Origin of the sequence: Aeromonas rivipollensis, assembly GCF_010974825.1 — a bacterium.
Classification (GTDB): Bacteria; Pseudomonadota; Gammaproteobacteria; order Enterobacterales; family Aeromonadaceae; genus Aeromonas; species Aeromonas rivipollensis.
This window is the reverse complement of sequence record NZ_JAAILA010000003.1, coordinates 308,841-335,024: the sequence shown is the minus strand read 5'-3', so window position 1 is coordinate 335,024 and position 26,184 is coordinate 308,841. Positions and strand designations below refer to the sequence as shown.

At 61.3% G+C, this 26,184-nt stretch carries 19 protein-coding genes; 6 read left to right on the top strand and 13 right to left on the bottom strand.

The window, feature by feature from the left end; genetic code table 11:
• Positions 1-60: 60 nt before the first annotated feature.
• From purB to G4923_RS02305, 10 genes are all read right to left on the bottom strand, one after another.
• On the bottom strand, positions 61-1,431 hold the full coding sequence (purB, locus tag G4923_RS02355) for an adenylosuccinate lyase (RefSeq protein WP_163135380.1): 1,371 nt from the start codon (positions 1,429-1,431) through the stop codon (positions 61-63).
• A gap of 190 nt (positions 1,432-1,621) precedes the next feature.
• Positions 1,622-2,233 (bottom strand): high frequency lysogenization protein HflD, encoded by a 612-nt coding sequence (hflD, locus tag G4923_RS02350; protein ID WP_025327710.1) that lies wholly within the window; start codon positions 2,231-2,233, stop codon positions 1,622-1,624.
• 23 nt (positions 2,234-2,256) lie between these two features.
• The gene (gene mnmA / locus G4923_RS02345) at positions 2,257-3,363 is read right to left on the bottom strand and encodes a tRNA 2-thiouridine(34) synthase MnmA (protein WP_106886237.1); all 1,107 of its coding nucleotides are present in this window, start codon (positions 3,361-3,363) and stop codon (positions 2,257-2,259) included.
• 319 nt (positions 3,364-3,682) lie between these two features.
• Positions 3,683-4,150, bottom strand: a complete 468-nt coding sequence (locus G4923_RS02340; protein ID WP_163135379.1) for an NUDIX hydrolase — start codon at positions 4,148-4,150, stop codon at positions 3,683-3,685.
• Positions 4,147-5,094 carry a pseudouridine synthase gene (locus G4923_RS02335; protein ID WP_163135378.1) on the bottom strand — a complete coding sequence of 316 codons (948 nt, stop codon included), beginning with the start codon at positions 5,092-5,094 and terminating at the stop codon, positions 4,147-4,149. The genes G4923_RS02340 and G4923_RS02335 overlap by 4 nt, the downstream gene beginning before the upstream one ends.
• 119 nt (positions 5,095-5,213) lie before the next feature.
• Positions 5,214-5,981: a PTS sugar transporter subunit IIA gene (locus G4923_RS02330; RefSeq protein ID WP_163135377.1), complete on the bottom strand. Its 768-nt coding sequence runs from the start codon at positions 5,979-5,981 to the stop codon at positions 5,214-5,216.
• Complete coding sequence (locus G4923_RS02325) at positions 5,982-6,287, bottom strand: PTS fructose transporter subunit IIB (protein WP_106886241.1); 306 nt, start codon at positions 6,285-6,287, stop codon at positions 5,982-5,984.
• 226 nt (positions 6,288-6,513) lie between these two features.
• Positions 6,514-7,920 (bottom strand): hexose-6-phosphate:phosphate antiporter, encoded by a 1,407-nt coding sequence (gene uhpT, locus G4923_RS02320; protein ID WP_163135376.1) that lies wholly within the window; start codon positions 7,918-7,920, stop codon positions 6,514-6,516.
• A 453-nt stretch (positions 7,921-8,373) separates the two neighbouring features.
• Entirely contained in the window at positions 8,374-10,278 is a 1,905-nt protein-coding gene (locus tag G4923_RS02315) for a fructose-specific PTS transporter subunit EIIC (RefSeq protein WP_163135375.1), read from the bottom strand.
• A 975-nt stretch (positions 10,279-11,253) separates the two neighbouring features.
• Positions 11,254-11,667 (bottom strand): hypothetical protein, encoded by a 414-nt coding sequence (locus G4923_RS02305; RefSeq protein ID WP_080741044.1) that lies wholly within the window; start codon positions 11,665-11,667, stop codon positions 11,254-11,256.
• A 98-nt stretch (positions 11,668-11,765) separates the two neighbouring features.
• On the opposite strand from G4923_RS02305, the gene G4923_RS02300 reads away from it, so the two are divergent.
• Complete coding sequence (locus G4923_RS02300; protein ID WP_163135374.1) at positions 11,766-12,638, top strand: LysR substrate-binding domain-containing protein; 873 nt, start codon at positions 11,766-11,768, stop codon at positions 12,636-12,638.
• A 544-nt stretch (positions 12,639-13,182) separates the two neighbouring features.
• Here G4923_RS02300 and G4923_RS02295 read toward each other — a convergent pair.
• Positions 13,183-13,464, bottom strand: coding sequence for a hypothetical protein (locus tag G4923_RS02295; protein ID WP_163135373.1), 282 nt, complete (start codon positions 13,462-13,464; stop codon positions 13,183-13,185).
• Positions 13,465-13,594: 130 nt separating this feature from the next.
• A complete protein-coding gene (locus G4923_RS02290) occupies positions 13,595-14,809 on the bottom strand; it encodes an ROK family transcriptional regulator (RefSeq protein WP_163135372.1) in 1,215 nt (404 codons plus the stop codon).
• Between the two features lie 119 nt (positions 14,810-14,928).
• Between G4923_RS02290 and G4923_RS02285 the strand changes: the two genes are divergently transcribed.
• The 4 genes from G4923_RS02285 (at position 14,929) to G4923_RS02270 (ending at position 23,191) form a co-directional block, all read left to right on the top strand.
• Positions 14,929-18,207, top strand: a complete 3,279-nt coding sequence (locus tag G4923_RS02285; RefSeq protein ID WP_163135371.1) for a DUF5107 domain-containing protein — start codon at positions 14,929-14,931, stop codon at positions 18,205-18,207.
• Positions 18,208-18,288: 81 nt separating this feature from the next.
• Complete coding sequence (locus tag G4923_RS02280) at positions 18,289-19,740, top strand: sugar porter family MFS transporter (RefSeq protein WP_163135370.1); 1,452 nt, start codon at positions 18,289-18,291, stop codon at positions 19,738-19,740.
• On the top strand, positions 19,737-20,594 hold the full coding sequence (locus G4923_RS02275; RefSeq protein WP_163135369.1) for an aldose 1-epimerase: 858 nt from the start codon (positions 19,737-19,739) through the stop codon (positions 20,592-20,594). Before G4923_RS02280 ends, G4923_RS02275 begins: the two co-directional genes overlap by 4 nt.
• A gap of 275 nt (positions 20,595-20,869) precedes the next feature.
• On the top strand, positions 20,870-23,191 hold the full coding sequence (locus G4923_RS02270; RefSeq protein WP_163135368.1) for an Ig-like domain-containing protein: 2,322 nt from the start codon (positions 20,870-20,872) through the stop codon (positions 23,189-23,191).
• 230 nt (positions 23,192-23,421) lie between these two features.
• Here the strand turns inward: G4923_RS02270 and G4923_RS02265 are convergent, their stop codons facing one another.
• The gene (locus G4923_RS02265; protein WP_163135367.1) at positions 23,422-25,323 is read right to left on the bottom strand and encodes a PTS fructose transporter subunit EIIC; all 1,902 of its coding nucleotides are present in this window, start codon (positions 25,321-25,323) and stop codon (positions 23,422-23,424) included.
• 673 nt (positions 25,324-25,996) lie between these two features.
• Between G4923_RS02265 and G4923_RS02260 the strand changes: the two genes are divergently transcribed.
• Positions 25,997-26,146 carry a hypothetical protein gene (locus G4923_RS02260; protein WP_106886253.1) on the top strand — a complete coding sequence of 50 codons (150 nt, stop codon included), beginning with the start codon at positions 25,997-25,999 and terminating at the stop codon, positions 26,144-26,146.
• Positions 26,147-26,184 lie beyond the last annotated feature (38 nt).

The following is a 26,184-nucleotide window of genomic DNA, read 5'->3' as shown; positions in this document are numbered from 1 at the left end:
GCCAAAATCAACGGGGGCCCTGCCGTCATGACAGAGCCCCCGCCGGTTCGGTTTAGCCGCTTACTTCAGCAGATCGACCAGGCGCTGGGCCTGACCGAGGTAGTTGGCCGGAGTCAGCTTCTTCAGTTCGACCTTGACGGCCTCGGGCAGTTCCAGGGTGTCGATGAAGGTGCGCATCCCTTCGGCATCCACGCGACGACCACGGGTCAACTCTTTGAGCTTCTCGTAGGGCTTCTCGATGCCGTAGCGGCGCATCACTGTCTGGATGGGCTCGGCCAGCACTTCCCAGTTGGCGTCCAGATCGGCGGCCATGGCATCGCTGTTCGCTTCCAGCTTGGAGATGCCCTTGAGGGTCGCCTGATAGGCGATAAGCGAATAACCCACGGCCACACCCAGGTTGCGCAGCACTGTGGAGTCGGTCAGATCACGCTGCCAGCGGGAGATGGGCAGTTTGCTCGCCAGGTGCTGGAACACGGCGTTGGCCAGACCCAGGTTGCCTTCGGAGTTCTCGAAGTCGATGGGGTTGACCTTGTGCGGCATGGTGGAGGAGCCGATCTCGCCCGCTATGGTGCGCTGCTTGAAGTGACCCAGGGAGATGTAGCCCCACACATCGCGGTCGAAGTCGATCAGTATGGTGTTGAAGCGGGCCATGGCGTCGAACAGTTCGGCGATGTAGTCGTGGGGCTCGATCTGGGTGGTGTAGGGGTTCCAGGTCAGGCCGAGGGAAGTCACAAACTCCTCGGAGAACTGGTGCCAGTCCACTTCAGGGTAAGCGCTCACGTGGGCGTTGTAGTTGCCCACGGCGCCGTTGATCTTGCCGAGGATCTCCACCGCCATGATCTGCTTGTACTGGCGCTCCAGGCGATAGGCGACGTTGGCCATCTCCTTGCCCATGGTGCTCGGGGTCGCCGGCTGGCCGTGGGTGCGTGACAGCAGCGGCATGTCGCGGTATTCATGGGCCAGGCGCTTGAGCTCGGAAATCAGCTTCTCGCAATAAGGCTTGATGACCTGGTCGCGGGCGGTTTTCAGCATCAGGCCGTGGGAGTTGTTGTTGATGTCTTCCGAGGTGCAGGCGAAGTGGATGAACTCAGCGACGGCGGCCAGCTCAGGGTTCACTTCCACTTTCTCTTTGAGGAAGTACTCCACCGCTTTCACATCATGGTTGGTGGTGCGCTCTATCTGCTTGATGCGCGCGGCGTCCGCTTCGTTGAAGTTCAGGACTATGTCGTCCAGCAGGGCACTCGCGGCCGCACTCAGGGCAGGGACTTCCGGGATCCCGGCGTGGCTGGCCAGTTTTTGCAACCAGCGCACCTCGACTTCGACGCGAAAACGCAGCAGACCGAATTCGGAGAAGATGGGACGCAGGGCATCGGCCTTGTCGCCATAACGACCGTCAATCGGGGAAACAGCAGTCAGCGCGGACAGCTCCATGGGGTGAACTCCTGATGATTGGTGTGGGGGATTCTCATCAACTCGTGCTCCTGTTGCGAGGCCGTTATCAAGGCTCATGTGCTGCTCGCTTGTTGGTAACCGAGAGTTCTCATTTATCGACATAAACTCCGGTACCTGCGCTGCGCTTCACCTTGCTTCCGGCCTCTCACGACTGAGCTCGAGCCGATTCTTAAAAACGTTTGGCCAGTTCCACCATCTTCTTGCGAGCGAAGATGATCTGGGTACGGCTGCCGCCAAGCTGGCGCCACAGCACGGCGGCACGGATGCCTGCCAGCAGCAGGGCGCGCACCTTGTGCTGCACCAGGGGCTGCTGCAGGAACAGCGGGGTACCCGCTACCTGGATCCTGGGGCCAATTGGGCTGATAAGATCGCTGTAGATGCTCGCCATGTTGGCCAGGATCTGCTCGTCGAGCAGATCGAAATGCTGTTGCTGGCGGCCGATCTGTCCGATCCGCTCCCCCAGCATGTTGAGAATGTCCTTGCGCTTGGCCAGCTTGCGCTCCAGCGCAATCAGGCTCACCACGTAGCGGGTCAGCTCGGCGTTCTTCTGGCTGCCGTCGGCCCCCAGCTGCTCCACCAGAGCGCGGTAGCCGTCGCGGATGGCGAGGTGGCTGCCGAACACTTCCAGCGGCTGCTTGGGATCGGTCACCAGCACGCTTTGCAGGCTCTCGCGCAGGGAGGCCTCGTCGCAGCTGCCGTCACGGGCCACTTTTTGCACCAGATAGGCCGCCTGGCAGATGCCGGCGAAAGCCATTGTTCTGTCTTGGAATTTGTCGCTCACGTCTGCTGCCTTCTGTTAAGGATTCAAACCGGATGGCTGAAACGCTGTTCTATGATGCCGCCGCCCAGGCAGACTTCCCCGTCATAGAAGACGGCGGACTGACCCGGGGTCACCGCAGCCTGTTTCTCGTCGAAGATGACCCTGATGGTCTCGTCGTCGATGGGCTGGATGAGGCAGGGGATGTCCTGCTGGCGGTAACGGGTCTTGACGGTGCAGCGAAGCGGCGCCCGGATCGGGGTGCGATCCACCCAGTGCAATTGGCTCGCGATCAGGCCATCGGAGTAGAGGCGGGGATGCTCCCCTTGCGCCACCACTAGCGTGTTGCGCTCCACCTCTTTGTCCACCACGTACCAGGCCTCTTCGGTCGCATCCTTCATGCCGCCGATGCCGAGCCCCTTGCGCTGGCCCAGGGTGTGATACATCAGGCCCTGGTGCTCGCCAATGACCTTGCCATCCACGGTTTCGATGGGGCCGGGCTGGGCGGGCAGGAACTTGGCCAGGAAGTCCTTGAACTTGCGCTCACCGATAAAGCAGATACCGGTGGAGTCCTTCTTCTTGGCGGTGATGAGCTCGAGCTGCTCGGCGATGCGGCGCACCTCCGGCTTCTCCAGATCCCCGACCGGGAACAGGCTCTGACCCACCTGGGCTTCGCTCAGGGTGTAGAGGAAGTAGCTCTGATCCTTGTTGTTGTCGAGACCGCGCAGCAGGCGCGGGCGGCCAGTGCTGTCGTCACGGCGCACATAGTGGCCGGTGGCGATGTAGGTGGCACCCAGCTCTTCGGCGGCAAACTCGAGGAACGCCTTGAACTTGATCTCCTTGTTGCACAGGATATCCGGGTTCGGGGTGCGCCCCGCCTTGTACTCTTCCAGGAAGTGCTCGAACACGTTGTCCCAGTACTCGGCGGCGAAGTTGATGGTGTGCAGCTTCATGCCCAGCTTGTCGCAGACGGCCTTGGCATCAGCCAAATCCTGGGAGGCGGAGCAGTACTCGTCCGTGTCGTCTTCTTCCCAGTTCTTCATGAACAAGCCTTCGACCTGATAACCCTGCTGCTGGAGCAGGTAGGCCGAGACGGAAGAATCCACGCCGCCGGACATGCCGACGATCACCTTGATTTGGCTGTTGTCTGTCATTAGTCGAAGTTACCAGTTCGTTTAAACGGGGCGTATTCTACCAGAGTTTTGCGCCCCCGGTCACATCTCCCTGCCGCCGTTCCCCTCGGGAGCCCGGCGACGGGAAATCGTTTTTCTGTTTGTCGGCACCATGATGAAATAAATGGTGCCAAATGATCCTAAATGGCCTGTTCAGGAGCTGTCACGAGAGGTCGGAAGCTCGGTAAAGAGCAGCGCAGGAACCGGAGTGTGTAAATACACATGAGCTTTCCTGATTACAAACAAGCGAGCAGCACATGAGCCTTGATCACGGCCTCGCAGCAAGATCGTAGGCAGGTTCTCAGATAAAGGCCTTGAGCGCCGACAGGGGCAGGCGAGTGCCCCCCAGATAATCCTGGATGCACTGCCACACCAGGGGGCTGCGCAGGGCCGGTTTGCACTCGGCTATCTCCGCCAGGGTGAGCCAGTGGCAGGCCAGCACATCGCCGTCGGGATCCTCTGGATGGTGCTGACCCGGCGCCTTTTCAAGGTCGAAGATGACGGCGGTGCGCACGAAGGTGGCCTCGCTGTCCGCCGGTTTGTAGAGATAGACCCCGAGCCAGGCGCTGGGTGCGGCAGTCAGCCCAGTCTCCTCTTTCAGTTCGCGGCAGGCCGCCTCGATCAGGTTCTCGCCCGGCTCCACGTGGCCGGCGGGCTGGTTGAAGCGGCGCTGCCCCTTGATCTCCTCTTCCACCAGCAGGAAGCGACCCTGCCAGTGCACCAGGGCGGCCACCGTCAGGCGACTCTGCAGGGGCGGGTGTTCGATCATGATGACTCCTTGTCGCCGGGATGACGGGCGGGTCGGCGGGCCGTGCCCCGGCCGCTGCTGCGGGGTTTGTTCTCGCCCGCCGTGGGTGATCCGGGTTTGCCCGTGCCGCGCGGCTTGTCCCGATGCTGGGGCTGGCTCGCCCGGCGCGGGGCTTCGCCTGCCGGTTTGGCTGCGCTGCCACTCGCTCGGGGTGATGACGGCTGGCGCCTGGCCGGTGCCAGCTCGGGGGCGGGCAGGCTGTGGCTCTGGCCGGGTGCCAGACCGTCTTCTTGCCAGTTACCCAAGGTCCAGTCGCCGATGGCGTAGCGGATGAGGCGCAATGTGGGGTGGCCTATATGGGCCGTCATGCGCCTCACCTGACGATTGCGCCCCTCCACAATTTTTATCTCGAGCCAGCTGGTGGGGATCTCCTTGCGCATCCGTATGGGCGGGTTGCGCGGCCACAGCTCGGGTTCGTCCATAATCCGCGCCCCGGCGGGCAGTGTCATGCCGTCGTTGAGCTCGACCCCGGCGCGCAGAGCGGCCAGTTTCTCTTCGTTCGGTATGCCTTCCACCTGCACCCAGTAGGTCTTGGGGGTCTTCTCCCCCGGCTGGGTGAGGCGCGCCTGCAGCTTGCCGTCGTTGGTGAGCAGCAAGAGCCCCTCGCTGTCGCGGTCGAGCCGCCCTGCGGCATAGATGCCGGGCTCTTTGATGTAATCCTTGAGGGTTTCGCGCCCCGCCTCGTCGGTGAACTGGCAGAGCACCATATAGGGCTTGTTCAGCAGCAAGAGCTTGCGATCTGCCGGTGCCACCTCTGGTTTTTGCCCCGCCACTCTGGCGTCGCCCGCCTGCCGGGTACCGGCCCGTGAGCGGGCAAGGCCGGGCTTGTGGGCCTCATCCTGTGTGGGGCGGCCAGCGGCGCTGGTGCGGCCGGAGAGGGAGAGGCGGGGACGGGCAGGTTTCATCGCATGCATACCAAAAACAGGGGATGCCGGAGTGTATCACGGAGGCGCCTGTCGTGGGTCATCGGGGACGGGCTCGCCCTGGGGGCGATGAGCCGAGCGATCTGCCCTTGCAGTGCCTCTCAGCTCAGCAGGCTGTCGATGACGATGGCCTGACGGGCGGGGGCCGAGCTTGCGTGCAGCAGCGCCGTGCTGACCACCTCGTCCATCAGGGCGCGGGCCAGCCGGGTGAGGGGGCGCAACTGCTCGGGGGCCAGTCCGGCCGGAATGGCCAGCAATATGATGGTCTGCACAGGCCCGAGCGCCGATCCCCAGTCGATGGGCTCATCGCAGCCAAGCAGCGAGAGGGCGGGTTTGGTGATGGCGGGGCAGATCACATGGGGCATGGCAAGGCCGGGCCGGATGATGGTGGCGGCGAGTTGTTCCCGCGCTGCTATGGCCTGCTCCAGCGCGGCTCTGTCACGCACCCGCTCCCCTGGCAGCAGATCCACCAGGACCTGCAACGCCAGCGCCTTGTCGAGGGGCGCCGAGCTGTGGCCGAGCTGGGCGAGGGAAAAGCCGTAGTCGGGCAGGGCGGCGGCGAGACGCTGCTCGGCCCGGGCCGAGGTGGCGGGGCGCCCCAGCGGCTGGCCCAGCTCCACGCACCAGCAGGTGAAGGCCATGTGGGCGAGCTCCGCATCCAGCCCTTCGATGAGCAGCTGGCAGAGATCCCCGGGCTGGGTAGCCAGGGTGAGCAGGGCGAGCTGGCTGCTCGCCTCTGCCCGCTGGCGACGGCTGATGTTGATGAAGAGGATCTGGGATTTGAACAGCCCGGCCAGTCGACAGAGCTGCTTGGCCTGGGTGATGGTCAAGCCCTGGTGGCAGCAGAAGGTGAGCTCGCGGCGGAGCATTCAGGCGCCGGGGGTGGCGGCTTTGAGCACGGCGGCGGCGTCCAGCAGCACGGACTCCAGGGATACCTGGCGCACTGTGCAGCCGAGGAAGCGCTCCTTCTGCTCTATCTCGATGTCGGAGGCGATGAGCACCAGATCCGCGCTGGCGATGTCCCGGGCGGTCAGCACGTTCTCCAGTCCCATGGCGCCCTGGGTCTCCACCTTGATTTTCAGTCCCAGCTTGTCGGCGGCGGTTTGCAGCGCCTCTGCGGCCATGTAGGTGTGGGCGATGCCGGTGGGGCAGGCGGTGACGGCGAGGATCTTCATGGGCTCTCTAGGCAAGTGGGGATGGGGCCACAAGATAGCGCCAAGCGCGCGGGTTTGCCAAAGGTGAGGGGTGAAAGTGGGATCTTGGCCGCGCCCACAGGCCTTGGCTGCGCAAGGGGTGAGCAGAGATGGGGTCATTGGCAGGCGCTTGGCGCTTTGCATGAAAAAACGGCCCGCCAGAAAGGCGGGCCGAATGCACACTACGGAGTGAAATGTGTTGCTGTTATCAGGCGGACTGGGTGGCCAGCTCGGCGGCTTTCAGTTCCCGCTTGATGCGGCGTATCTTGCGCTCCTCGGCCACGGCCACGCAGGCCATTAGCACCAGGCAAGCGGCGGCGGCCATGTCCAGCGCCGCGAAGGTACCAGTCCAGCCGGTCAGGCCGAAGATGGGGGTGCCGTCGGCGATCATGCCCAGACCCAGCTTGGCGAAGCTGTCACCGATGAGGTAGGCGAAGGTGCCCTTGACCCCATCGGCCACGCTGATCCCCTGCTTGGGCACGAAGCCCACGGCGGCCACGCCGATCAGCAGTTGCGGACCAAACACCAGGAAGCCCAGCAGGAACAGAGAGCCCAGGAACATGAACTGGGTGGTGGCATGCTGGTAGAGACCCAGAGTGGCGATAATCAGCGCCAGTGCCACACAGGCCACCAGACCACGGCGACCGTTGGCCAGATCCGAGAGATAACCCCACATCAGGGTGCCGACCAGGGCGCCCACTTCGAAGAAGGTGAAGCCCTGGATGGCGACTTCCTTGGAGAAGCCGAGCTCCTGGTGGGCGTAGACGGTGGACCACTGGTCGATGCCGATGCGCACCACGTAGAGGAAGATGTTGGCAAAGCAGAGCAGCCAGATCACCTTGTTCATCAGCACGTACTTCACGAAGATCTGACCCTTGGTCAACTTCTGCTCTTCGGTGGCTATGTCCTCTTCGCTCGCGACTTCGTCAAACAGCTCCTCTACCTTGCCCAGACCATAGGCTTCCGGCGAGTCGCTGCCAAAACGCAGGCCGATAAAGCCGACGATGAGGGCGATGACGGACGGGAAGATAAACATGCCGAGCACGTTGCCATCGAACAGGTAGTTGGCACCGAACAGCGCCACACCGGCCGCCCCGGCGCCGCCCACGTTGTGGGAGAGGTTCCACATGCCGAGGTAGGTGCCGCGCTTGTTGCGGGGAGTCCACTTGGTGATGGTGGAGTAACTGCAAGAGCCACCACAGCTCTGGAAGAAGCCGCTCAGGGCATAGAAGAAGATCATGAAGTAGAGGCTAAAACCCGTGCCCCCCATGCTGGCACTGAAGCCCAGCATGCAGAGGGCGGAGAGGATCAGCATCAGCGGCAGGAACTGCTTGGTGTTCTTGCCGTCGGCATAGTAGGAGACGACCGTCTTGCCCACCCCGTAGGTGATGGAGAAGCCGAGGCCTATCATACCAAGCTCGGTCATGGAGAGACCGTACTCCTGGATCATGTCGTTCTGGGCGATGTTGAAGTTCTTGCGGATCAGATACATGGTCAGATAGCCAATGAATACAACCAGATAAGATTGCATGAATGGCTTGAACCAGAGCTTGCGCCGGGCTTCGACCGGCAGGTCCAGGGTGGGGATCCGGACCTGTTCGAGCAGTTTAAACATCTTCGTTCATCCTCTGCGAGATAGACGCTATTCCCGCCGCGTTCCTCATTTGTGTATTGAACTCGTTCAATCTGTTATGGGAGGTCACGCCACGGGAAGGGCGACAGGAAGAGGGCGAACTGCAGAGCGCTCCCCTGTCGATTGAACCCATGCCCGAACGCACCATGGCGTGCCGGGTAACTACATCAGGTAGGTCGACTGTAAAGAGGCGGGCTGTGGATGGCGTGAGAGCCATGCCTAGGGGGATTAGGAAAATTTCCTAGTTTGGCGGCTTGTGGCCGTGAAGCGTGAAGGGGATCACAGAGTTTGTTCAAGAGCCCGAGAGCCTGGATGGGTGCGCCGCCGCAGGGGCAGGCGCCGTCAGGCTCGCAAAAAGGGGGCGAGCGCGCAAAAAACAAGGAGGCCACCCGGGGGTGGCCTACTGTCATCTCAAGTGCCTGTGGTGGACAAGGTTCAGGCCGCCTTGGCCAGTTCCACCTGGTCGGTTTTCTTCACCCGCAGTTTTTTCAGGGCAACCGCCACCACGCCGGTGACGATGGCGCCACAGATCATGCAGAGCAGCGCCAGCAGCGGCTTGTTGACCGCACCCAGCAGGGCGACGATGGGGCCACCGTGGGCGACGCTGTTGGTGATGCCAAACAGGAAGGCCATCACGGCGGCTGTCATGCTGCCCAGCACGTTGGCGGGAATGACGGCGAGCGGGTCACGGGCGGCGAACGGAATGGCTCCCTCGGAGATCCCCACCAGGCCCATGGCACCGGCGGCCTTGCCCGCCTCGATTTCGGAGGCATCGAAGATGCCCAGCTTGCGACCGAGCACTGTGGCGAGCGACATGCCGAGCGGCGCCGCCGGTATGGCGCAGGCCATGGCGCCCATGAACTGGGTCTGGCCCGAGGCAATCATGCCGACCGAGAACAGGAAGGCCACCTTGTTGACCGGGCCACCCATGTCGAAGCCAGCCATGCCCCCGAGCACTATGCCCAGCAGCACCAGGCTGCCGCCGCTCATGGAGAGCAGCATGGCGTTCAGACCCGTCATCATGTCGGCGATGGGCGCACCTATGATGAAGATGAAGACGGCAGCGATAAAGAGCGACCCGACGATGGGGGCGATCAGGATAGGCACCAGCGGCTGCACCATCTTGTGGTAGTGGCGGGTCGCTATCCAGCGCACCAGATAACCGACCAGCAGGCCTGCGATGATGGCACCGATAAAGCCGGTCCCGGCGTCGGCGCCGTAGAAGCTGCCGTTGTTGGCGATCCAGCCGCCGATAAAGCCCGGCGCCAGGGCGGGGCGATCACCGATGGCGTAGGCGATATAGCCCGCCAGTATGGGGATCATCAGGGTGAAGGCGGCCACGCCCACGTTGAGGATCTGGTTCCACATGCTCCCTGCCGGGATCTGCATGCCGCTCGGGGTCGGATCCCCGCCGATGGCGAGCGCCAGGGCGATAAGCAGGCCCCCGGTCACCACGAAGGGGATCATATGGGAGACGCCGTTCATCAGGTAACGGTAGAGGTCGGAACTGCCGCCCGAACTCTTCTCCTCGCTCTTGCGCTCATCCTTGTCCGCCACATAGGCGGGGGCCTTGAGGGCCTGCTCGATCAGTCCCTTGCCATCCTTGATGGGGGCTTTCACCCCGGTCTTGATGAGCGGCTTGCCGTTGAAGCGGGCCATGTCCACCTGCTTGTCACAGGCCACGACTATGGCGCTGGCGCGGGCAATCTCGGCCGCGGTCGGGCTGTTCTTGACGCCGATGGAGCCATTGGTCTCCACCTTCACCTCGTAACCCAATTCCTTGGCGGCACGCTCCAGGGATTCCGCCGCCAGATAGGTGTGGGCTATGCCGGCCGGGCAGCCGGTGACACCTATGATGAGGCCCTTGTCGGCGGCGGGGGCGGCTTGCTCCTCTCTCTTCTCAAGCAAGAGTGCCAGCGCGGCGGCGGGGCTCTTGGCCGCCAGCAGGGCGTCGATAAAGCCCTCTTCGATCAGCTTGGCGGAGAGCTCGGCCAGCACCTCGATATGGTGGTTGGCGCCGCCCGCCGGGGAGGCAATCATGAAGAACAGCCGAGAGGGCTTGCCATCCTCGGCGCCGTAATCGATGCCGCTGCGGCTGATGCCGATGGCCACCGCCGGAGTGCTCACCGCCGCGCTCTTGGCGTGGGGCAGGGCTACGCCTTCCTCGAAGCCGGTGTTGTCCAGCTCTTCCCGGGCCCACAAGTCCTTGATGAACTGCTGCTCGTCGCTGACTTTGCCTTGGGCGACCAGCAAGCGGGTCATCTCGCTGAAGACCTCCTCCTTGCGGCTGGCCTTTAAATCGAGCGCGATCAGTTGCTCGTTGATAAGGGTGGTGATCATGGCGTTCTCCCTGCTCCCTTGATGGAGCCTGTTGGCATGCCGTGCACACGGCATGCAGACAAAATTGACACGACTATTATCGCGTCGGGGCGCAAGCAACCCTATCGGACAAATGTGCGAATGACTGGATTTTTGTGCGGTAAAATCCCGAGTGTGAGCGGGATCTCAAAGCGAGGAATTGGGCAGCAGTAGCGAATTCAATTGGTTTTTACATATAAAATCATGTCGTTAGCGGGCATTTTCTTGCGGCTATATTGCTGTGGCCCTACCAGTCTGGACGGGAGAGAGAAGCTTATTCTGTAAATTTGTGAGGGTTTATGATGGGGCTAGATGTGAGACAACGCACATAAATGGCTGTCATCAGGGGAGCTTGGGGGAGTGCAAACTGGAGAAATGGGCTTGGCGAGCGGGATTTGTGGGGGCAGCCATAGCACCGCCCAGCGCCGTAGGATGCAATGAACGAAGTGAATTGCACCGCTTGTGTGGTGGCAGAAAGGTAGAGGTGCAATGCGCTGCGCTTATTGCACCCTACTGAACTGTTATCTGGCGTGGTGGCGCTGTATTAGCCAGCCAATTCCCACCATAACGGCCGCGACACCGATCGCGATCTGATAAAGGCGTCCCACCGCCCGCTAAAGTAAATCCATATGAAAATCCTGCCGGATAAGTTCCGGGGTCAAGCCGAGTGGCGCCGCAATGGCCAGGCTGGATATGAATTTCACAAGCAATCTGGTTTAGTTATTGGGGGACGTCTGTATAGATTCATTCTTGTATAATTCAGTTAGCTCTATTGGCGCAAGTAAGGACATGCTTTAATTTGGATGCTTTTCAGTTTGCCATTTCTAAATGAACATGAGGTGCCGTTAAATTAAGCATCCACCTACTCCGCTGAAGGTTGCTGTGGCGTTCGAAAATTCAATATCCAAGATACGCCAATACCTGAATCAGCTTTGCTAGTCGAACCTATGGGCTTTATTATTTACGTGGCATCATCATCCATAGACCGCAGAGGGCGACACCCATGCCCAGCAATCGAGTGACTGAAAAGGCTTCTCGAAAAAACAAGAGTCCAATAGGTAAAAGCAAGAGTGTACCTGCCGCATTGGTCAGGAATGAAGATATTCCTAAATGACCACCGGCTCGATATAGCAACAAGAATCCAAGCTCAATCCCCAAAATTCCCAGCGCCACGCCCGCAACACTCCAGTTTAATATTTGGAAGCTGCGACTACCGTCATAAAAATAAATGCCAGGTAAACATAATAAAAGGGCGATGCCATAACTCAAGGACAGAGATAAAAATGGATTGACACCACTAGGTACAAATTTAATCGAAAGGTGGTATACGACCGAACCTGCGATCGCAAGAATGACAGCTAAAACATACATCGTGAACTCCAGCTAAAAAATAAAAGCATGCTCAGTCTAGCGGATGCCACAGTTCATAGGTAGACTGCAAAAATGAATGGCAGCTATAAGATTCCTTTATGACAAATGACTTTGATACCGCACTGCTGCGCTCTTTCGTGAGTGTTGTACGATGTGGCAGCATTAACCGGGCCGCAATATTGCAAGGGAAAACACAGCCAGCGCTTAGCCAGCAAATTCAGCGTTTAGAGCAGCAACTAGGCCATGCATTGCTGCTTCGCTCCAACAGAGGAATACGTTTAAGTACTGAGGGGGAGGCGTTATTACCTTATGCAGAACGTATTTTGAGTCTGACCGATCAACTGAGTCTAAAGCCTGCATCACAAGGTAAGCTGCATTGCAGTATTGGTTTGGTTGAAGATCTTGTGAGTAATCACTTTACCCGCGTACTAGCAGACTTTGCTTGTGTGCATCCTGGATTAAGCTTGCGGGTTGAGGTTGCGAACAAGCAGTCACTATTTGCTGCGTTTGAACGTGGTGAGTTGGATGTGTTGGTCAGCATGCCGATTGCCAATGCGCCAGCACCCATTCAGGAATTCAGTTTTCCACTCTATTGGTTTGCAGCGCATGGGTTCGAACATCAAGGTGAATCATTACCTTTAGTCATTTTCAGTCAACCTTGCTCATGGCGTAATCGTATATTAGAGGCATTGAATAGAGAAGGTATTCCTTGGCATATAGTATTTGAGAGCAGTAGCCTTGCAGCTTTACAGGCTGCTACAGAGGCTGGGCTGGGCGTCGTCGCATTATTTTCTCAAACACCCCCAAAGCATAGCCAGAGATTGACCCAGCTCCCTGCACTCCCAAATATTACAATCGCAGTTTATCGCCAGCGGGGAGATATGGATGGAACGGTTCAAGATTTAACCAACCTGTTTCTAAGAGAAATGCAGCATAATATTGTAACGCCAAATGATGGTGAAGGACAGTAGAGCACTGAATAAAGGAGGTTCAGCCCGGTTTGTGCGATCAGGAAGCACTTCATGAGCAAGGAGCCGTCGTTTCGATTGCCGTCTCGTTGGATATATGGCTCATCTCGTATCCTGGGCTAAAAATATTGGGCTGGTGCTGAACGAAGTGAAGCCAAGGTTTACCGCGAAATGTATCGTTAATTCTGGTGTGCCAATCTCTTGCATCCACCTTTATTCCGCTCTGGCTGGCGCAATAATGCTCGCCTGTCGGGCTTAGCTACGCTCTGCTCCAACCTAAAAACCACGCTACCACCAGTGACGACAGCTTCCAGTCTGCTGCGGTTAATCGGTGATCTGACGGGAGGGGTTGGTTGCATGGTGCGATCCCTCCGAAGCAAGGTTGCAAAGTGGGGCATGGTAACTGATGGCGGAGGGGGCAAAACGGCACGCGGCGAGAAACCGGTCGGGGATCGACAACGTGGGGGATCGACAAACAGGTGAGCGAGCCAGGCTTATTTGTGCAGCTGCAGGCTGACCCTATCCCCTTGCTGGACGCGGCAGGCGCTCAATACTCGAGAAATTTCTCGCCGCAGCGCTCGCAAATCAGGTGCTTCACATGGGTGGCCTGATAGGCCAGGGTCTCGCCAAATGCCCAGTTGGTGAGGGTGCTGGCACGAAAGGCTTGCCAGAAGGCCTTGCGCGGGTCTTTGGGCATGATGTCCTGACTGTGGTCGCGGGCCACCAGCACCACTATATGGCGGGTGCGCTCCCCGCACTGGTCGCAGCGATGGATTTCGCTCTGCTCCTGCTGTGCACTCTGTTTTTGCTGTTCACGCTGGGTTGTCACAATGCGCTGGCTCCCGTTCTGGATGGTGCGCTCATCATATTCCTCTCCACTTGGCTCTCCTACCCCCATGTGGTGTTGGTCCACTGAGTGAAGGAGACCCTTTCTTTGTCTGGGCAGGGGCGACCCGTTTTCACTGGCTAAAGCCTGCCGCATCACGCTGCGCCAATGCCCGCTCCACATAGAGATAGCCGATGCCCATCACCTGCTGGGGGCGGCTGAGTTCGCCAAAGCGCAGCTGGGTCGCATTGACCGCATCGCTGCAGTCGAAGGGGTTGGCACCGGTCTGGCTGACGATGGTCTGCAGCCAGGGCTCGCCGAAGTCGCAACTGCGGCCATAGAGCCAGATGCGGTTGATGTTGAGGATATTGAGGAAGTTGTAGAGGCTCAGGCCAATGGCACGGGCCCCCTCGTCCACCAGGGCGCGGATCATGGCATCCCCCTGATGGTAGAGCGCGAGCAGCTGGGCCGTGTCGAGCTCCCCGCCCGCCGGCGCCGGGTTGTCGGCGCTGGCTTGCTGCTTGAGAAAGACCCTGGCCCGTTTCTTGATGGCAAACAGCGAGGCGACCGTCTCCAGGCAGCCGTAGCGGCCGCAGGCACAGGCGCTGCCGTCCGGGTTGATGATGGTGTGGCCTATCTGGCCGCTGCCAAAGAGGGCGCCTCTGTAGATCTGGCCGTTGATGATAAAGGCGGAGCCGATGCCGTAGTCGACGTTGATGACGCAAAAATCCCCGCCACTCTCCCGGCCCTGCCACTTCTGGGCCAGCGCCAGCATGATGCAGTCGTTGTCCACCATCACCTCGCAGCCGAGGCGCTCCTCCAGCAGGTACTTGAGCTCGACCGGCGCGTGCCAGGGGGCCTGCGGCATGGTCTGGGATACCCCAGTGGCCGGGTTGACCTGGCCGTGCACCGCCAGCGCCAGCCGGATCGCCAGCCCCCTGTGGCGGCGCTTGTGCTGGTAGTAGTGGGCTTCAATCAGGCGCAGCAGCTCCTCCGGGGTCTGCGGGGCTATCTTCTGGCCGCTGAACTCATCCAGCGGGGTGATCAGGTTGTCCACCAGTATGCTCTCCAGGCTGGTGGGGCTGATGTTGAGGCAGAGGATGGCCCCCTTGCCGCTGGCGATGCGGTAGCTGCCGCCGTTGATGCCGCGCAGGGAGAGGTTTTGCTCGCTGTGGCTGATGGCGCCATCGGCCACCAGCTCGTCGAGGATCTTGCTGACCGCCGGGATGGAGAGCTCGCAGTGGCGGGCCAGGGTGGACTTGCTCGCCTCCTTGAGCTGGTAGAGCAGCGCCAGCAGCACCTGCTTGTTGTGGTGGCGTACCTTCTGGTTGTTCAGGCCGACGATCATTAGTTCACTAAACTCCGCTTACTGTATTGCGTGATCTTTAAGCGAAAAACGCTGTCATCGCCATCTTAAACTGGCCTCATCGAAACGTTTACTAATAAATGTTGAATGAGGCGAGATTGATGAGAGCTGATGTAAGAGTCTGGGTAGAAGCCGTCACCCTGCCGACCTACGAGGTCGGTGCCGAAGATCCCAACCCCATGTTTCTCGAGAAGCGGGTCTATCAGGGCTCCTCGGGGGCCGTCTATCCCTATGGGGTGATCGACACCCTCACCGGCCAGAAGCAGATGAAGTCCTATCAGGCGGTCTGGCTGGAGAATGACTTTATCAAGGTGATGCTGCTGCCGGAGCTGGGCGGGCGCATCCACCGCGCCTACGACAAGGTGATGCAGCGGGACTTTGTCTACTACAACGAGGTGATCAAGCCGGCGCTGGTGGGGCTGGTGGGGCCCTGGATCTCCGGCGGCATCGAGTTCAACTGGCCCCAGCACCACAGGCCCACCACCTTTATGCCGGTGGACTTCACCATCCAGGAGCACGAGGGCGGCGCCAAGACAGTCTGGCTCGGCGAGGTGGAGGCGATGCGCGGCCTGCAGGTGATGGCGGGCTTTACCCTCTACCCGGACAAGGCACTCATCGAGATCACCGGCAAGGTGTTCAACGGCAACGACACCCCGCGTCACTTCCTCTGGTGGTCCAATCCGGCGGTGAAGGGGGGCGATGCCCACCAGAGCGTCTTCCCGCCCGATGTCACCGCCGTCTATGACCACGGCAAGCGCGACGTCAGCGCCTTCCCCATCGCCCGCGGCACCTACTACAAGGTGGATTACTCCGCCGGGGTCGATATCTCCCGTTACCGCAACATCCCAGTGCCCACCTCCTATATGGCGGACAAGTCCGACTACGACTTCGTCGGTGCCTACTGCCATGACGAGCGGGGCGGCCTGCTGCACGTGGCGGATCACCACGTCTCCCCTGGCAAGAAGCAGTGGAGCTGGGGCAACTGTGACTTCGGTCTGGCCTGGGATCGCAACCTGACCGACCACAACGGCCCCTACATAGAGCTGATGACAGGGGTCTACACCGACAACCAGCCCGACTTCACCTGGCTGGATGCGGGGGAGGAGAAGGTGTTCGTGCAGAACTTCCTGCCCTACAACACCCTGGGCACCCTGCAAAACGCCAACACCCGCGCCGCCATCAAGCTGGAGCGCACCGAGGACGGCCTGCTGTGCGGTGCCTACGCGATCGCGCCGCTGTGCCACGCCCGCTTCGAGGTGAGTGACGAGGGCGGCGTGCTGTTCACCCAGACGCTGGAGTTGCAACCGGGCCAGGCCTGGCTTGAGCCGCAGGCCATCACCAGCGAGGGACGTTTGCAGGTGCGGCTGCTGGATGAGCAGGGCCAGTCGATCCTCAGTTATCTCGAGCATTTGCCCGCGGGCGAGGCCCTGCCGGATCCGGCCACGGCACCTGAGCCTGCCGTCAATCTCGACTCGGTCGACGAGCTCTACTTCATCGGCCAGCATCTTGAGCAGTATCTGCACGCCAGCCGCTCCCCCTTTGATTACTACCTGCGGGCGCTGGAGCTAGACAGTGGCGACTATCGCTGCAACCTGGCGCTGGCGACCCTGGAGTACAACCGCGCCAACTATGAGCAGGCGCTGGTCTACGTCAATCAGGCGCTGACCCGTGCCCATCGGCTCAACAAGAACCCCCAGTGTGGCAAGGCCAGCTTGCTGCGGGCCCACATTGAGGAGCGGTTGGGGCAGTTCGATGCCGCCTTCGATGACTTTTACAAGGCGACCTGGAGCGGCAATTGCCGCGACGGCGGCTTCCTCGGGCTGGCCCGCATCGCCATGGTGCGCCGCGACCCATCGCAGGCGTTGCCCTTTGTCGAGAAGAGTCTCGCGGTCAACGGTACCCATTATGGTGCCATCGCCCTCAAGGGGCTGGCGCTGCTGGAATGCGGTCAGCGGGAGGCGGCCCTCGCCTACATAGACGAGCAGCGAGTCCGTTATCCGCTCCACTATCAGCTGGCCTTACTGCGCTGGCTGGCGAGCGAGCAGCCGACCGATCTCGAGGCGCTGCGCACCCTGTGCAACGGGCGCGGGGTGAACCTCTGTTTCCTCGCAAGTGACCTGCTGGCGCTGGGTCGCCCCGAGCTGGCGCAGCAACTGCTCTCGCTGCTGCCGGTGGAAGAGACCCTGCCGCTGCTGTTCCAGGCCAGTCTGTTGCCGGAAGGTGAGGCGCAGTATGCCCTGCTGCAACGGGCCGAGCAGGCCTTTGGCCGCAAGGTGCGCTTCCCCAATACCCTGGGGGAGGTGGCCATGCTGGCACAGCTGCCCCACAGCTGGTTTGCCCGCTATCTGCTGGGCTGCTTCCACTACAGCAAGCGCAGCTACCCGCAGGCCATCGCCCTGTGGCAGCAGGTGTGCGAGCAGGCGCCCGGGTTTGCCCCTGCCTGGCGCAACCTTGGCATCTATCACTTCAACAAGAGCGGCGATCTAGCGGCGGCCGAGCAGTGCCTGAGTCGCGCCTTCGCCTTGAAGCCGGATGATGCCCGCCTCTTGTTCGAACTGGATCAGCTGCACAAGCGCGGCGCCATGGCCCCCGCCGAGCGGTTGGCGCTGCTGGAGGCACACAGTGAGGTGGCCCTCAAGCGCGACGATCTGACTGCCGAACTGCTCAGCCTCTATCACATCACCGGCCAGCTGGATGCAGCGGCCGAGATCTTGCGGCTGCGCGAATTCCATCCCTGGGAGGGGGGCGAGGGCAAGGTGACAGGTCAGTACCTCATCAACCAGCAGCGCCGGGCGCTGGCACTGATGACTCAAGGACGCCATGAGCAGGCCATTCCGCTGCTGCAACAGGCGCTGCACTACCCCCTCAATCTGGGGGAGGGGCGTCTGGTGGGGCAGACCGACAACGACATCCACTACCTGCTGGCGCTCTGCCACCTCGCCTGTGACAACCAGAGTCTGGCGGCCCAGTGCCTGCAACAGGCCTGCCTCGGTCAGGGGTCGCTGGGGGCCAGCCGCTACTACAACGATCAGCCGGTGGATTACCTCTTCTATCAGGGCATGGCGCTGGCGCGTCTCGGCCGCGCTGCGGAGGCGCAGCGTCTGTTTGAAGGCATGGTCGGCTGGGCCGAGCAGGCCATGGGCGAGCGGGTCGAGGCGGACTTCTTCGCCGTCTCCCTGCCCGATCTCATCGTGCTCGATGACGACCCCCAGCACAAACACCGCCAGCACTGCCTGCTGGTCAGGGCGCTCGGCCTCTTGGGGCTGGGTCAGCACTATGGCTGTGAACAGAGCTTGCGAGAGCTGCTCACCCTGAACCCGGCCCACGACAAGGGGCACCTCTTTGCCCTGATCTGCCGTGATCTTTCACTCAACTCATAACACTCATAACAAAAACCGGCGCTTCGCACCGTGGCGAAGCGCCCCAGTACCCTACAATCGACAAGATAGAGAGAGTGCGTCATGAAAAGTTCGCGAAATCAATTGGATACGGGTGGGCTCAATATGGGCTACATCTGGATGATCTGCCTGGTGGCCGCCTGCGGTGGCCTGCTGTTCGGCTACGACTGGGTGGTGATAGGCGGGGCCAAGCCCTTCTATGAGGCCTACTTCGCCATCACGGATCCGGCCCAGTCCGGCTGGGCCATGAGCTCGGCGCTGGTGGGCTGCGTGCTGGGGGCCGCCATCTCCGGCTGGACCGCCGATCGCTTCGGTCGCAAGAAGCCGCTGATCCTGGCCGCCATCCTCTTCACCATATCGGCCTGGGGCACGGCCGCAGCCGGCAACTTCGATCTGTTCGTGGTCTATCGCATCATAGGCGGCATAGGGATAGGTCTGGCCTCTGCGCTCTCCCCCATGTACATCGCCGAGATAAGCCCGGCCGACAAGCGGGGCAAGTTCGTGGCAATCAACCAGCTCACCATAGTCCTGGGGGTGCTGGCGGCCCAGCTGGTGAACCTGATGATCGCCGATCCGGTGGCGAGCAACGCCACCCAGGCCGACATTCTGGCGACCTGGAATGGCCAGTCCGGCTGGCGCTGGATGTTCGGTGCCGAACTGGTGCCCGCCCTGGCGTTTCTGGTGCTGATGTTCTTCGTGCCGGAGTCGCCGCGCTGGTTGGCCAAAGATGGTCAGTATGAGAAGGCCTCCCGCATGCTCGGCAAGATTGGCGGCGATGCCTATGCCAAGCAGACCCTGGCCGAGATCCGCCAGACCCTGGTGGGTGAGACCCACAAGGTGTCGCTGTCGGATCTGGGCAAACCCTCGGTGCGCCCCATCCTCATCATCGGCATTGTGCTGGCGGTCTTCCAGCAGTGGTGCGGCATCAACGTCATCTTCAACTATGCGCAGGAGATCTTCGCCTCCGCCGGCTTTGACATCAACAGCACCCTCAAATCCATCGTCGCCACCGGCCTCATCAACCTGCTGTTTACCCTGATCGCGCTGCCCATGGTGGACAAGATCGGCCGTCGCAAGCTGATGCTGATTGGCTCGGCCGGTCTCACCATCATCTACGGCATGATGGCGGCGGCCTATGCCAGCGGCGTGCTGGGACTGCCGGTGCTGCTGCTGGTGCTGACGGCCATCGCCATCTATGCCCTGACCCTGGCGCCGGTCACCTGGGTGCTGCTCTCCGAGATCTTCCCCAATCGGGTGCGCGGGCTGGCGATGTCGGCGGGCACCCTGGCGCTCTGGATTGCCTGCTTCGTGCTGACCTACACCTTCCCGCTGCTTAACGCCGGGCTGGGCGCCGCTGGCAGCTTCCTGCTCTACGGCCTCATCTGTTTCGCCGGCCTCATCTTCATCTATCGCAAGGTGCCCGAGACCAAGGGGATCACCCTGGAAGCGCTGGAAGCCCAGCTGGCTCAGGGCAAGGTCGAGCTGACCCCGGCCAAGGTGAGCACGGCGGTATGACTGTATACACATTGGGTAACCCGCATCTTCGGATGCGGGTCTCTGCATTGGGGGCCTGCCTGCTGGGGCTGGAGGATGACCAAGGGCGCCCGCTGCTGCGAAGCACAGACCCGGCGCAGCCCTGGCATCCCGGGCAGAGCGCCCTGTTTCCCATGTTGCCCCTGGCCAATCGGGTGGCCGGCAACCGGTTCGAACTGTGGGGAGAGGACTATTCGTTGCCCGAAAGCGAGCGCGATCCCGACTTCTTTTTGCATGGAGATGGCTGGCTACAGCCATGGCAACCGGTAGCGTTGACCGACAGCTCGATGACCTTGCAGCTCACCAGCCAGAATGGCCCTTTTCACTATCTGGCGGAGATCGACTATCGGCTGCAGGGGGCGAGCCTGGTGGCGCGCCTCGGCTTGACCCATCTGGGGGAGGTGCCCTGCCTCTACGGCGCGGGTTTCCATCCCTTCTTCTGGCGTGACGAGAAGACCCGCATTCGCTTTCTGGCGAGCGGCGTCTGGCAGGAGGGGCCGGATCATCTGCCGACTAGCTGGAGCAGCGAATTGCTGTCAAACCTCGATTTTCGCCAGTGGCAGCGGCCACAAGGGTGGCTCAACCACTGTTACGGCGGCTGGCGCGGTCAGGCGGAGATTGACCAACCTGCCCGCCAGCAGCGCCTGCTGGTTTCAAGCGAGTGCGCCTTCCTGATGCTCTATCAGCCCGACGAGGGGAGCGGCTTCGTCTGCCTGGAGCCCCAGAGTCACGCCGCCAATGCCCACCACCTGGCCGGTCACCCCGGTTTGCGCCTGCTCGGCCGAGGGGATCGCATGAGCCTTGGCATGACCCTCAGCCTGCGCCCGGCGCCATGACTCCGGGCAGGCAATGACAGGGGCCCGAAAGGGCCTCACTCCTTGGCGTATGCCGCGGTTCGGCGACGGATAAAGGGCGGCTGGTCAGGGACTTGGGGGCGGGTTGCCGGGTTTCATCGCGGTTTTCTTAACCCAGGCTGTCTGCGCCGTGGCTTTCGGTGGACGGTAAAATACCCCCTTGCTCTACTCCCCGTCAGGTTCAAACAACCGCAGCGACAGGCGGCCCCGGCAGGCTAAGCGCACCGGGCAAGGGAATGGTTTAGGGAGAAATGGGCATGGCAGTGGGCAAGTGGTTGATAGCAGGATTGGCAGCGCTGGCGCTGCTGGGGTGTGGCAGTGATGACGAGGAGGGCGCAACGGGGGAGGGTCCCACCCTCGCCTCGTTGCGGATTAGTCCGGAAGAGATCAGGGTGCCCGTCGGCGTCGAGCAGCAGTTCCAGGTACAGGCGACCTGGGATGATGGCGCCGTGCAGGATGTGACCGGGCATCCCGACATTGTCTGGAGCAGCAGCGACACCGCCGTGGTCAGGGTGGATGAGCAGGGCCTCGCCACGGGGGTCGGCCCGGGCACGGCCACCCTGACCAGCACGGGCACAGTCAATGGTGAGTCTCATAGCGCCACCGCCAGGGTGGAGGTGATCGATGCCTATGTGACAGAGCTGCAACTGACCCCGGCCACGGCCAGGGTGCCGGTGGGATTGAACCAGCCCTTCGTGGCCATCGCCACCTTCTCCGACGGCCAGTCGCGAGACGTGACCAAGGCCGCAGGTCTGCAGTGGCGCAGCAGTGACGAGGGTAGCGCCCTGGTCAGCAACGAGGCCGGCAACAAGGGCCTCGCCACCGGGGTGGCGGTCGGGGAGCCGAACATTGAGGCCAGCGGCACCCTCAACGGCGTCTCCTTCCAGGCGTCGGCCCCGCTGACGGTGACGGATGCGGTGATCACCGGGCTGGACATCCATGCCCCCGAGGATCCGCTGCCCATGGGGTTGAGTGCGCAGTTGCACGCCTTCGCCACCCTGTCCGATGACAGTGATCCCATAGAGGTGACCGAGCATGACGCCTTGACCTGGCACAGCAGCGATCCGGCGGTGGCGAGCATCAGCGAGACCGGGCTGGTCACCGGGCTGACTCCGGGGAGTACCACCATAGGGGTGAGCGGCATGATCAACGGTGTCTCCCTCGAGGCGACCGAGCCGCTCAGGGTGAGCTCGGCCGCCGTCATCGGACTTGAGGTGCAGTCCATGGGGAGCGCCATTGCGGCTGGCCTGCAAACACAATATGTCGCCACGGCTTATCTCACCGATGGCACCTCGTTCGATGTCACCGACAACGCCCTCATTCAGTGGCAAAGCAATCAACCCGGGATAGCGAGCGTCAGCAACCAGGCGGGCAGCAAGGGGCTGGTGACGGGCCAGACGGTGGGAACTGCCACCATAATGGCGAGCGGCACCCTGGATGGCACTGCCTTCACCGCCTCTGCCCCTGTGACCGTCTCATCCGCCGTGGTGACCAACCTGGAGGTAACGTCGGCGGCTGCCTCTGTGATGGTGGGAGACAAGGTGCAATATCAGGCCATGGCCAGCCTCTCCGATGGCAGCAACCAGGAGGTGACGGACGACGACGCCATCCTCTGGTCCTCCGATGCGCCCGCCGTCGCACTCATCAGCAATGCCTCTGGCAGCCGGGGGGAGGCGAGCGGCCTGAGCGAGGGGGTGGCACTCATCAGCGCCAGCCTGGGGGGAGTCACCAGCACGGCGGCCCGGCTGAGCGTGATGCCAACGGCCCCCGAGGCCCCCATCATCATCGAGCCACGGCAAAACCAGTTGGCCTCGTTGCAACTGAGCCCGGAAGCCTTTGCATTCTGGAATACGACCTCCATCAACTCCCTCGAGGGGCAGAGTGCCCTGAAGGATCTGACCGGACAGGTCTACAACCAGTTCAGCGATGCCTTCGACTTCATCACTGTGGTGATGAACAACGACGATGTCCCCCCGGACATGCCCACAGGTGAATATGCCCACGTCAGAAACGATGTGGCGGGCATAGGCCTGGGTATGTTTGATGAGACGGCGGCGTTTCACTCGGACGGCAAGCTGCAGGGGGTCTTCTTCCTCTACAAGAAGAAGTACCTGTCGACCTCGACCTATGGCCCCATACTGCACGAGATGGCCCATCGCTGGGCGAACTGGGTGGTGCCACCCGTTACCGGGCACTGGGCTCCCTGGCTCGGTATCGTCGGCCAGCTGAACAACGTGAGTGCCAACTACGCCGACATCGAGCTCTACCTGATGGGATTGATGGACGCCTCCGAGATGACGGATCCCGCCAGCCTCGATGCCTATGCCCTGATCCCGGCCGACCAGAAGCCCAGGGTGCCGAGCGCGGCCACCTCGCAGAGGGCGTTTCGTACCCTGCTGCTGATCCTGTCTGATCGGCCGCTCACCGCCACCGAGATCCAGAACTACAACAACGGGGCCACCCTGCTGACCCGGACAGACAACCCGTCCCAGCAAGGCACCAACTTCCACAAGATGACCCGAGGTAGAGGCACCCTGACGGTGAACGGGCTGGATACCCTGGTCAAGCCGACCCCTTAATCCGGCTGTGCACCAGGCGCGAGCGTCCGATCGCGCCGCGAACGGACGGGTGACATGGCCGATGCCGCCCGCCCGTGAGGGACAATCATCCGGAGCCAGTCACTGGCTCCGGATTTTTTATGGGGCTGGCAAGGGGGCTGGGGGGGAGGCGAGCTTGCGCACTCATCTTCTGCCACCGCAAAAAGGGGCCTGGCGGCCCCTTATGTTTAGCAACGGCAAACCCGGTCTCGTCAGGCGACCTTGCTGCTGCCAGCCAGGGTGCGGGCCAGCAATCCATCTGGATTGTGGATAGCATCCTTCGTTTTGACATCGATTATTTCGATACTATTGAAGCGCTCCCTGTGCTTGATGGCAACGTCATGGGCCAGGATGACGCAGCGGGCGTTGGCCACGTCTTTGGGGGTGATGCGGTTGATGATGCCGTTGGCGCCTTGTGTCTCCACTTTGAGCTTGATGCCTGCCTTGGCGGCCGCCTTTTGCAGGCTCTTGGCGGCGAGGAAGGTGTGGGCCACCCCTGAGGGGCAGGCGGTGATGGCGAGCACGTCTGCCTCACCTTCCGCTTCGATGACCTCATAACCGCCATCCGGGGTGGTGACCTCTTCCTCGTCGGTCACCGGTTTTTTCAGCAGGTTGACGATAAGGGCCGTGGTCAGGGCGCCGAGCACTGTGCCCAGGATGTAGCCCATCTTGCCTTCCACCACAGGCAGCACTATCCAGCCGCCCCAGGGGGCGTGGTTGATGCTGTGCATCATGAAGCCGGTGATGTTGCCGACTATGCCGCCTGCGACTATGGCCGGGATGACGCGCACCGGATCGGCGGCGGCAAAGGGAATGGCCCCCTCGCTGATGCCTATCATGCCCATGATGGCGGCAGCCTTGCCCGCTTCACGCTCTTCCTTCTTGTAACGACGGGGGGAGAGCAGGGTCGCCAGCGCCATGCCGAGCGGTGGCACGCAGATGGCGATACCGACCCCGCCCATCAGCCAGGGCTGGGTGTTGACCTGGGTCTGGGCGAACAGGGTCGCTACCTTGTTGACCGGGCCGCCCATGTCAAAGGCGGTCATGCCGCCGAGGATGGCCCCCAGCATCACCTTGCCGGAGCCCGCCATGCTGGAGAGCCAGTGGTTCATCCCCTCCATCATGGCGGCGATGGGCGCACCTATCACCCACATCACTATGCCGCACACCAGGAAGGTGCCGATCAGCGGATAGATGAAGATGGAGCCGAGCGAACTCATGGAGTCCGGTAGCTTGATGCGTTTGAGCTGATTGACGATGAGGCCGGCGATAAAGCCCACCAGGATGGCGCCGAGAAAACCTGTGTGGAATTGCTGCACCGCTATCCAGGAGCCGATCATGCCGGGTGCCAGGCCTGGCTTGTCCGCCATTGAGTAGGCGATGTAGCCGCCGAGCACGGCGGTAAAGAGGGTGAGCCCGGCGATGCCCATGTCGGCCATGTCCTTGAGCACACCCGCCTCGGGCACGGCGCCCTTGCCGCTCATCATCACCGAGAGCGACAGCAAGACGCCTCCCGCGACGATGAAGGGGATCATGTGGGAGGTGCCAAACAGCAGGTGCTGCTTGAGGGTGTTGAGCTGGCCCTTGATGCTGCGATCCTGGGGTTCGGGTGCGCTGGGTTGCGGCGCCCTGATCTGGGCTGGCTTGTTGCCGGCCGCACTGGTAGGAGCCTGGGCCGCCAGCAGCTTGAGCACCTCGGCCTTGCTGGTGGCTGCTTGCACCTGCGGGATAAAGCCGGGCTCCAGCAGCTTGGTGGAGAGCTCGGCCAGCACCTCGATATGGTGATTGGCGCCCCCTGCCGGGGAGGCAATCATGAAGAACAGCTTGGAGGGCTGCCCATCTTCGGCGCCGTAGTCTATTCCCTGGCGGCTGATGCCGATGACGATGGCGGGCTGCAGCACCGTCTCGCTCTTGGCGTGGGGCAGGGCGACCCCCTGTTCAAACCCTGTGTTGTCGAGGTTTTCCCGCGCCCAGAGGTCGCGCACGAACTGATCCTGATCGGCTATCTTGCCGCAGGCCTTGAGCCGGGCGGCCAGCTCGACAAAGAGCCCCTGTTTGTCGTTGGCCGCTATGTCGAGGCAGATCAATCCTTCGTCTATCAAGGAGGTGAGCATAGGTGTCTCCTGGCTCCTTCGTGGAGCCGTTGCGATGGGTAACAATTGACCCGCCTATTGTTTCGCTCTTGCCCCAGAGTAGAAATCGGAGATATGTGCCCTTTACTGGATTTTTGTGTCAGCACCCCCGTCCTGTGACCCCGCTCGCATTTTGAGGTCGTCTTTTCAGTTTGATTGGTTAGTTTTTAATTCATTTAAAAACAATTGGTTAAGTGTGTTTCTGATGCAATTGTCAGAGGTGGGCGACGATATACCTATCCCACACCAGGAGCGCGGGTTGGAGATTTGTGTGCTGTGGCCGCGCCCTGAAATGTGAGCCGTCCGGCAAAAGTGCGGCCCGGGAGCGGCTTCGCATGGGCGAAGCGGGCCCAAGCGGAGGTCGTGAAAAAAATGTGCATAACCAGAAGCCCCGGGCAAGGGCGGTGACAAGGCCGAGGTGTGAAATTTCAATGCATTGATAATCAACGAAAATATTGAATTTAACCAGATTGCTTCAGATGGCTTTTATATGGTTTCATAAGGGGCCTGAAACTGTTTTTTAGATTGGTTTTTGCATAATAAATCGTTTATTTAGTTGGACAATCGGGGAAGACTTGGTGTCCAATCGGGTAGAGCAGGTTGGCCAACAGTGCCGTCAGCCAGTGTGTAACCCGAGATGTAAGGAGACATCCTGATGGAAAAACTTGACCAAGAAATCGACACCATGCGCCAGGAATTTGAGTCACAGGGGCAAAAACAGGCCCATGACAAATGGCAAGCCAGGGTCGATGAACTGCAGCGGGAACGCTCGGAAGTTCCCCAGCCGGAAGCGGCAGAACACTAGCCCTCGACGGCCATGATGGCCATCGGTTGAGCAGATAA

Bases quoted from the DNA above. Each gene is read 5' to 3' on its own strand.
- G4923_RS02280 (WP_163135370.1), top strand. From the start codon at position 18,289: ATGAAAAGTTCGCGAAATCAATTGGATACGGGTGGGCTCAATATGGGC.
- G4923_RS02270 (WP_163135368.1), top strand. From the start codon at position 20,870: ATGGCAGTGGGCAAGTGGTTGATAGCAGGATTGGCAGCGCTGGCGCTG.
- G4923_RS02340 (WP_163135379.1), bottom strand. From the start codon at position 4,150: ATGATCGAACACCCGCCCCTGCAGAGTCGCCTGACGGTGGCCGCCCTG.
- G4923_RS02290 (WP_163135372.1), bottom strand. From the start codon at position 14,809: ATGATCGTCGGCCTGAACAACCAGAAGGTACGCCACCACAACAAGCAG.
- uhpT (WP_163135376.1), bottom strand. From the start codon at position 7,920: ATGTTTAAACTGCTCGAACAGGTCCGGATCCCCACCCTGGACCTGCCG.
- G4923_RS02275 (WP_163135369.1), top strand. From the start codon at position 19,737: ATGACTGTATACACATTGGGTAACCCGCATCTTCGGATGCGGGTCTCT.
- G4923_RS02265 (WP_163135367.1), bottom strand. From the start codon at position 25,323: ATGCTCACCTCCTTGATAGACGAAGGATTGATCTGCCTCGACATAGCG.
- G4923_RS02330 (WP_163135377.1), bottom strand. From the start codon at position 5,981: ATGCTCCGCCGCGAGCTCACCTTCTGCTGCCACCAGGGCTTGACCATC.
- G4923_RS02335 (WP_163135378.1), bottom strand. From the start codon at position 5,094: ATGAAACCTGCCCGTCCCCGCCTCTCCCTCTCCGGCCGCACCAGCGCC.
- G4923_RS02300 (WP_163135374.1), top strand. From the start codon at position 11,766: ATGACAAATGACTTTGATACCGCACTGCTGCGCTCTTTCGTGAGTGTT.
- G4923_RS02305 (WP_080741044.1), bottom strand. From the start codon at position 11,667: ATGTATGTTTTAGCTGTCATTCTTGCGATCGCAGGTTCGGTCGTATAC.
- G4923_RS02315 (WP_163135375.1), bottom strand. From the start codon at position 10,278: ATGATCACCACCCTTATCAACGAGCAACTGATCGCGCTCGATTTAAAG.
- G4923_RS02325 (WP_106886241.1), bottom strand. From the start codon at position 6,287: ATGAAGATCCTCGCCGTCACCGCCTGCCCCACCGGCATCGCCCACACC.
- G4923_RS02260 (WP_106886253.1), top strand. From the start codon at position 25,997: ATGGAAAAACTTGACCAAGAAATCGACACCATGCGCCAGGAATTTGAG.
- purB (WP_163135380.1), bottom strand. From the start codon at position 1,431: ATGGAGCTGTCCGCGCTGACTGCTGTTTCCCCGATTGACGGTCGTTAT.
- mnmA (WP_106886237.1), bottom strand. From the start codon at position 3,363: ATGACAGACAACAGCCAAATCAAGGTGATCGTCGGCATGTCCGGCGGC.
- G4923_RS02285 (WP_163135371.1), top strand. From the start codon at position 14,929: ATGAGAGCTGATGTAAGAGTCTGGGTAGAAGCCGTCACCCTGCCGACC.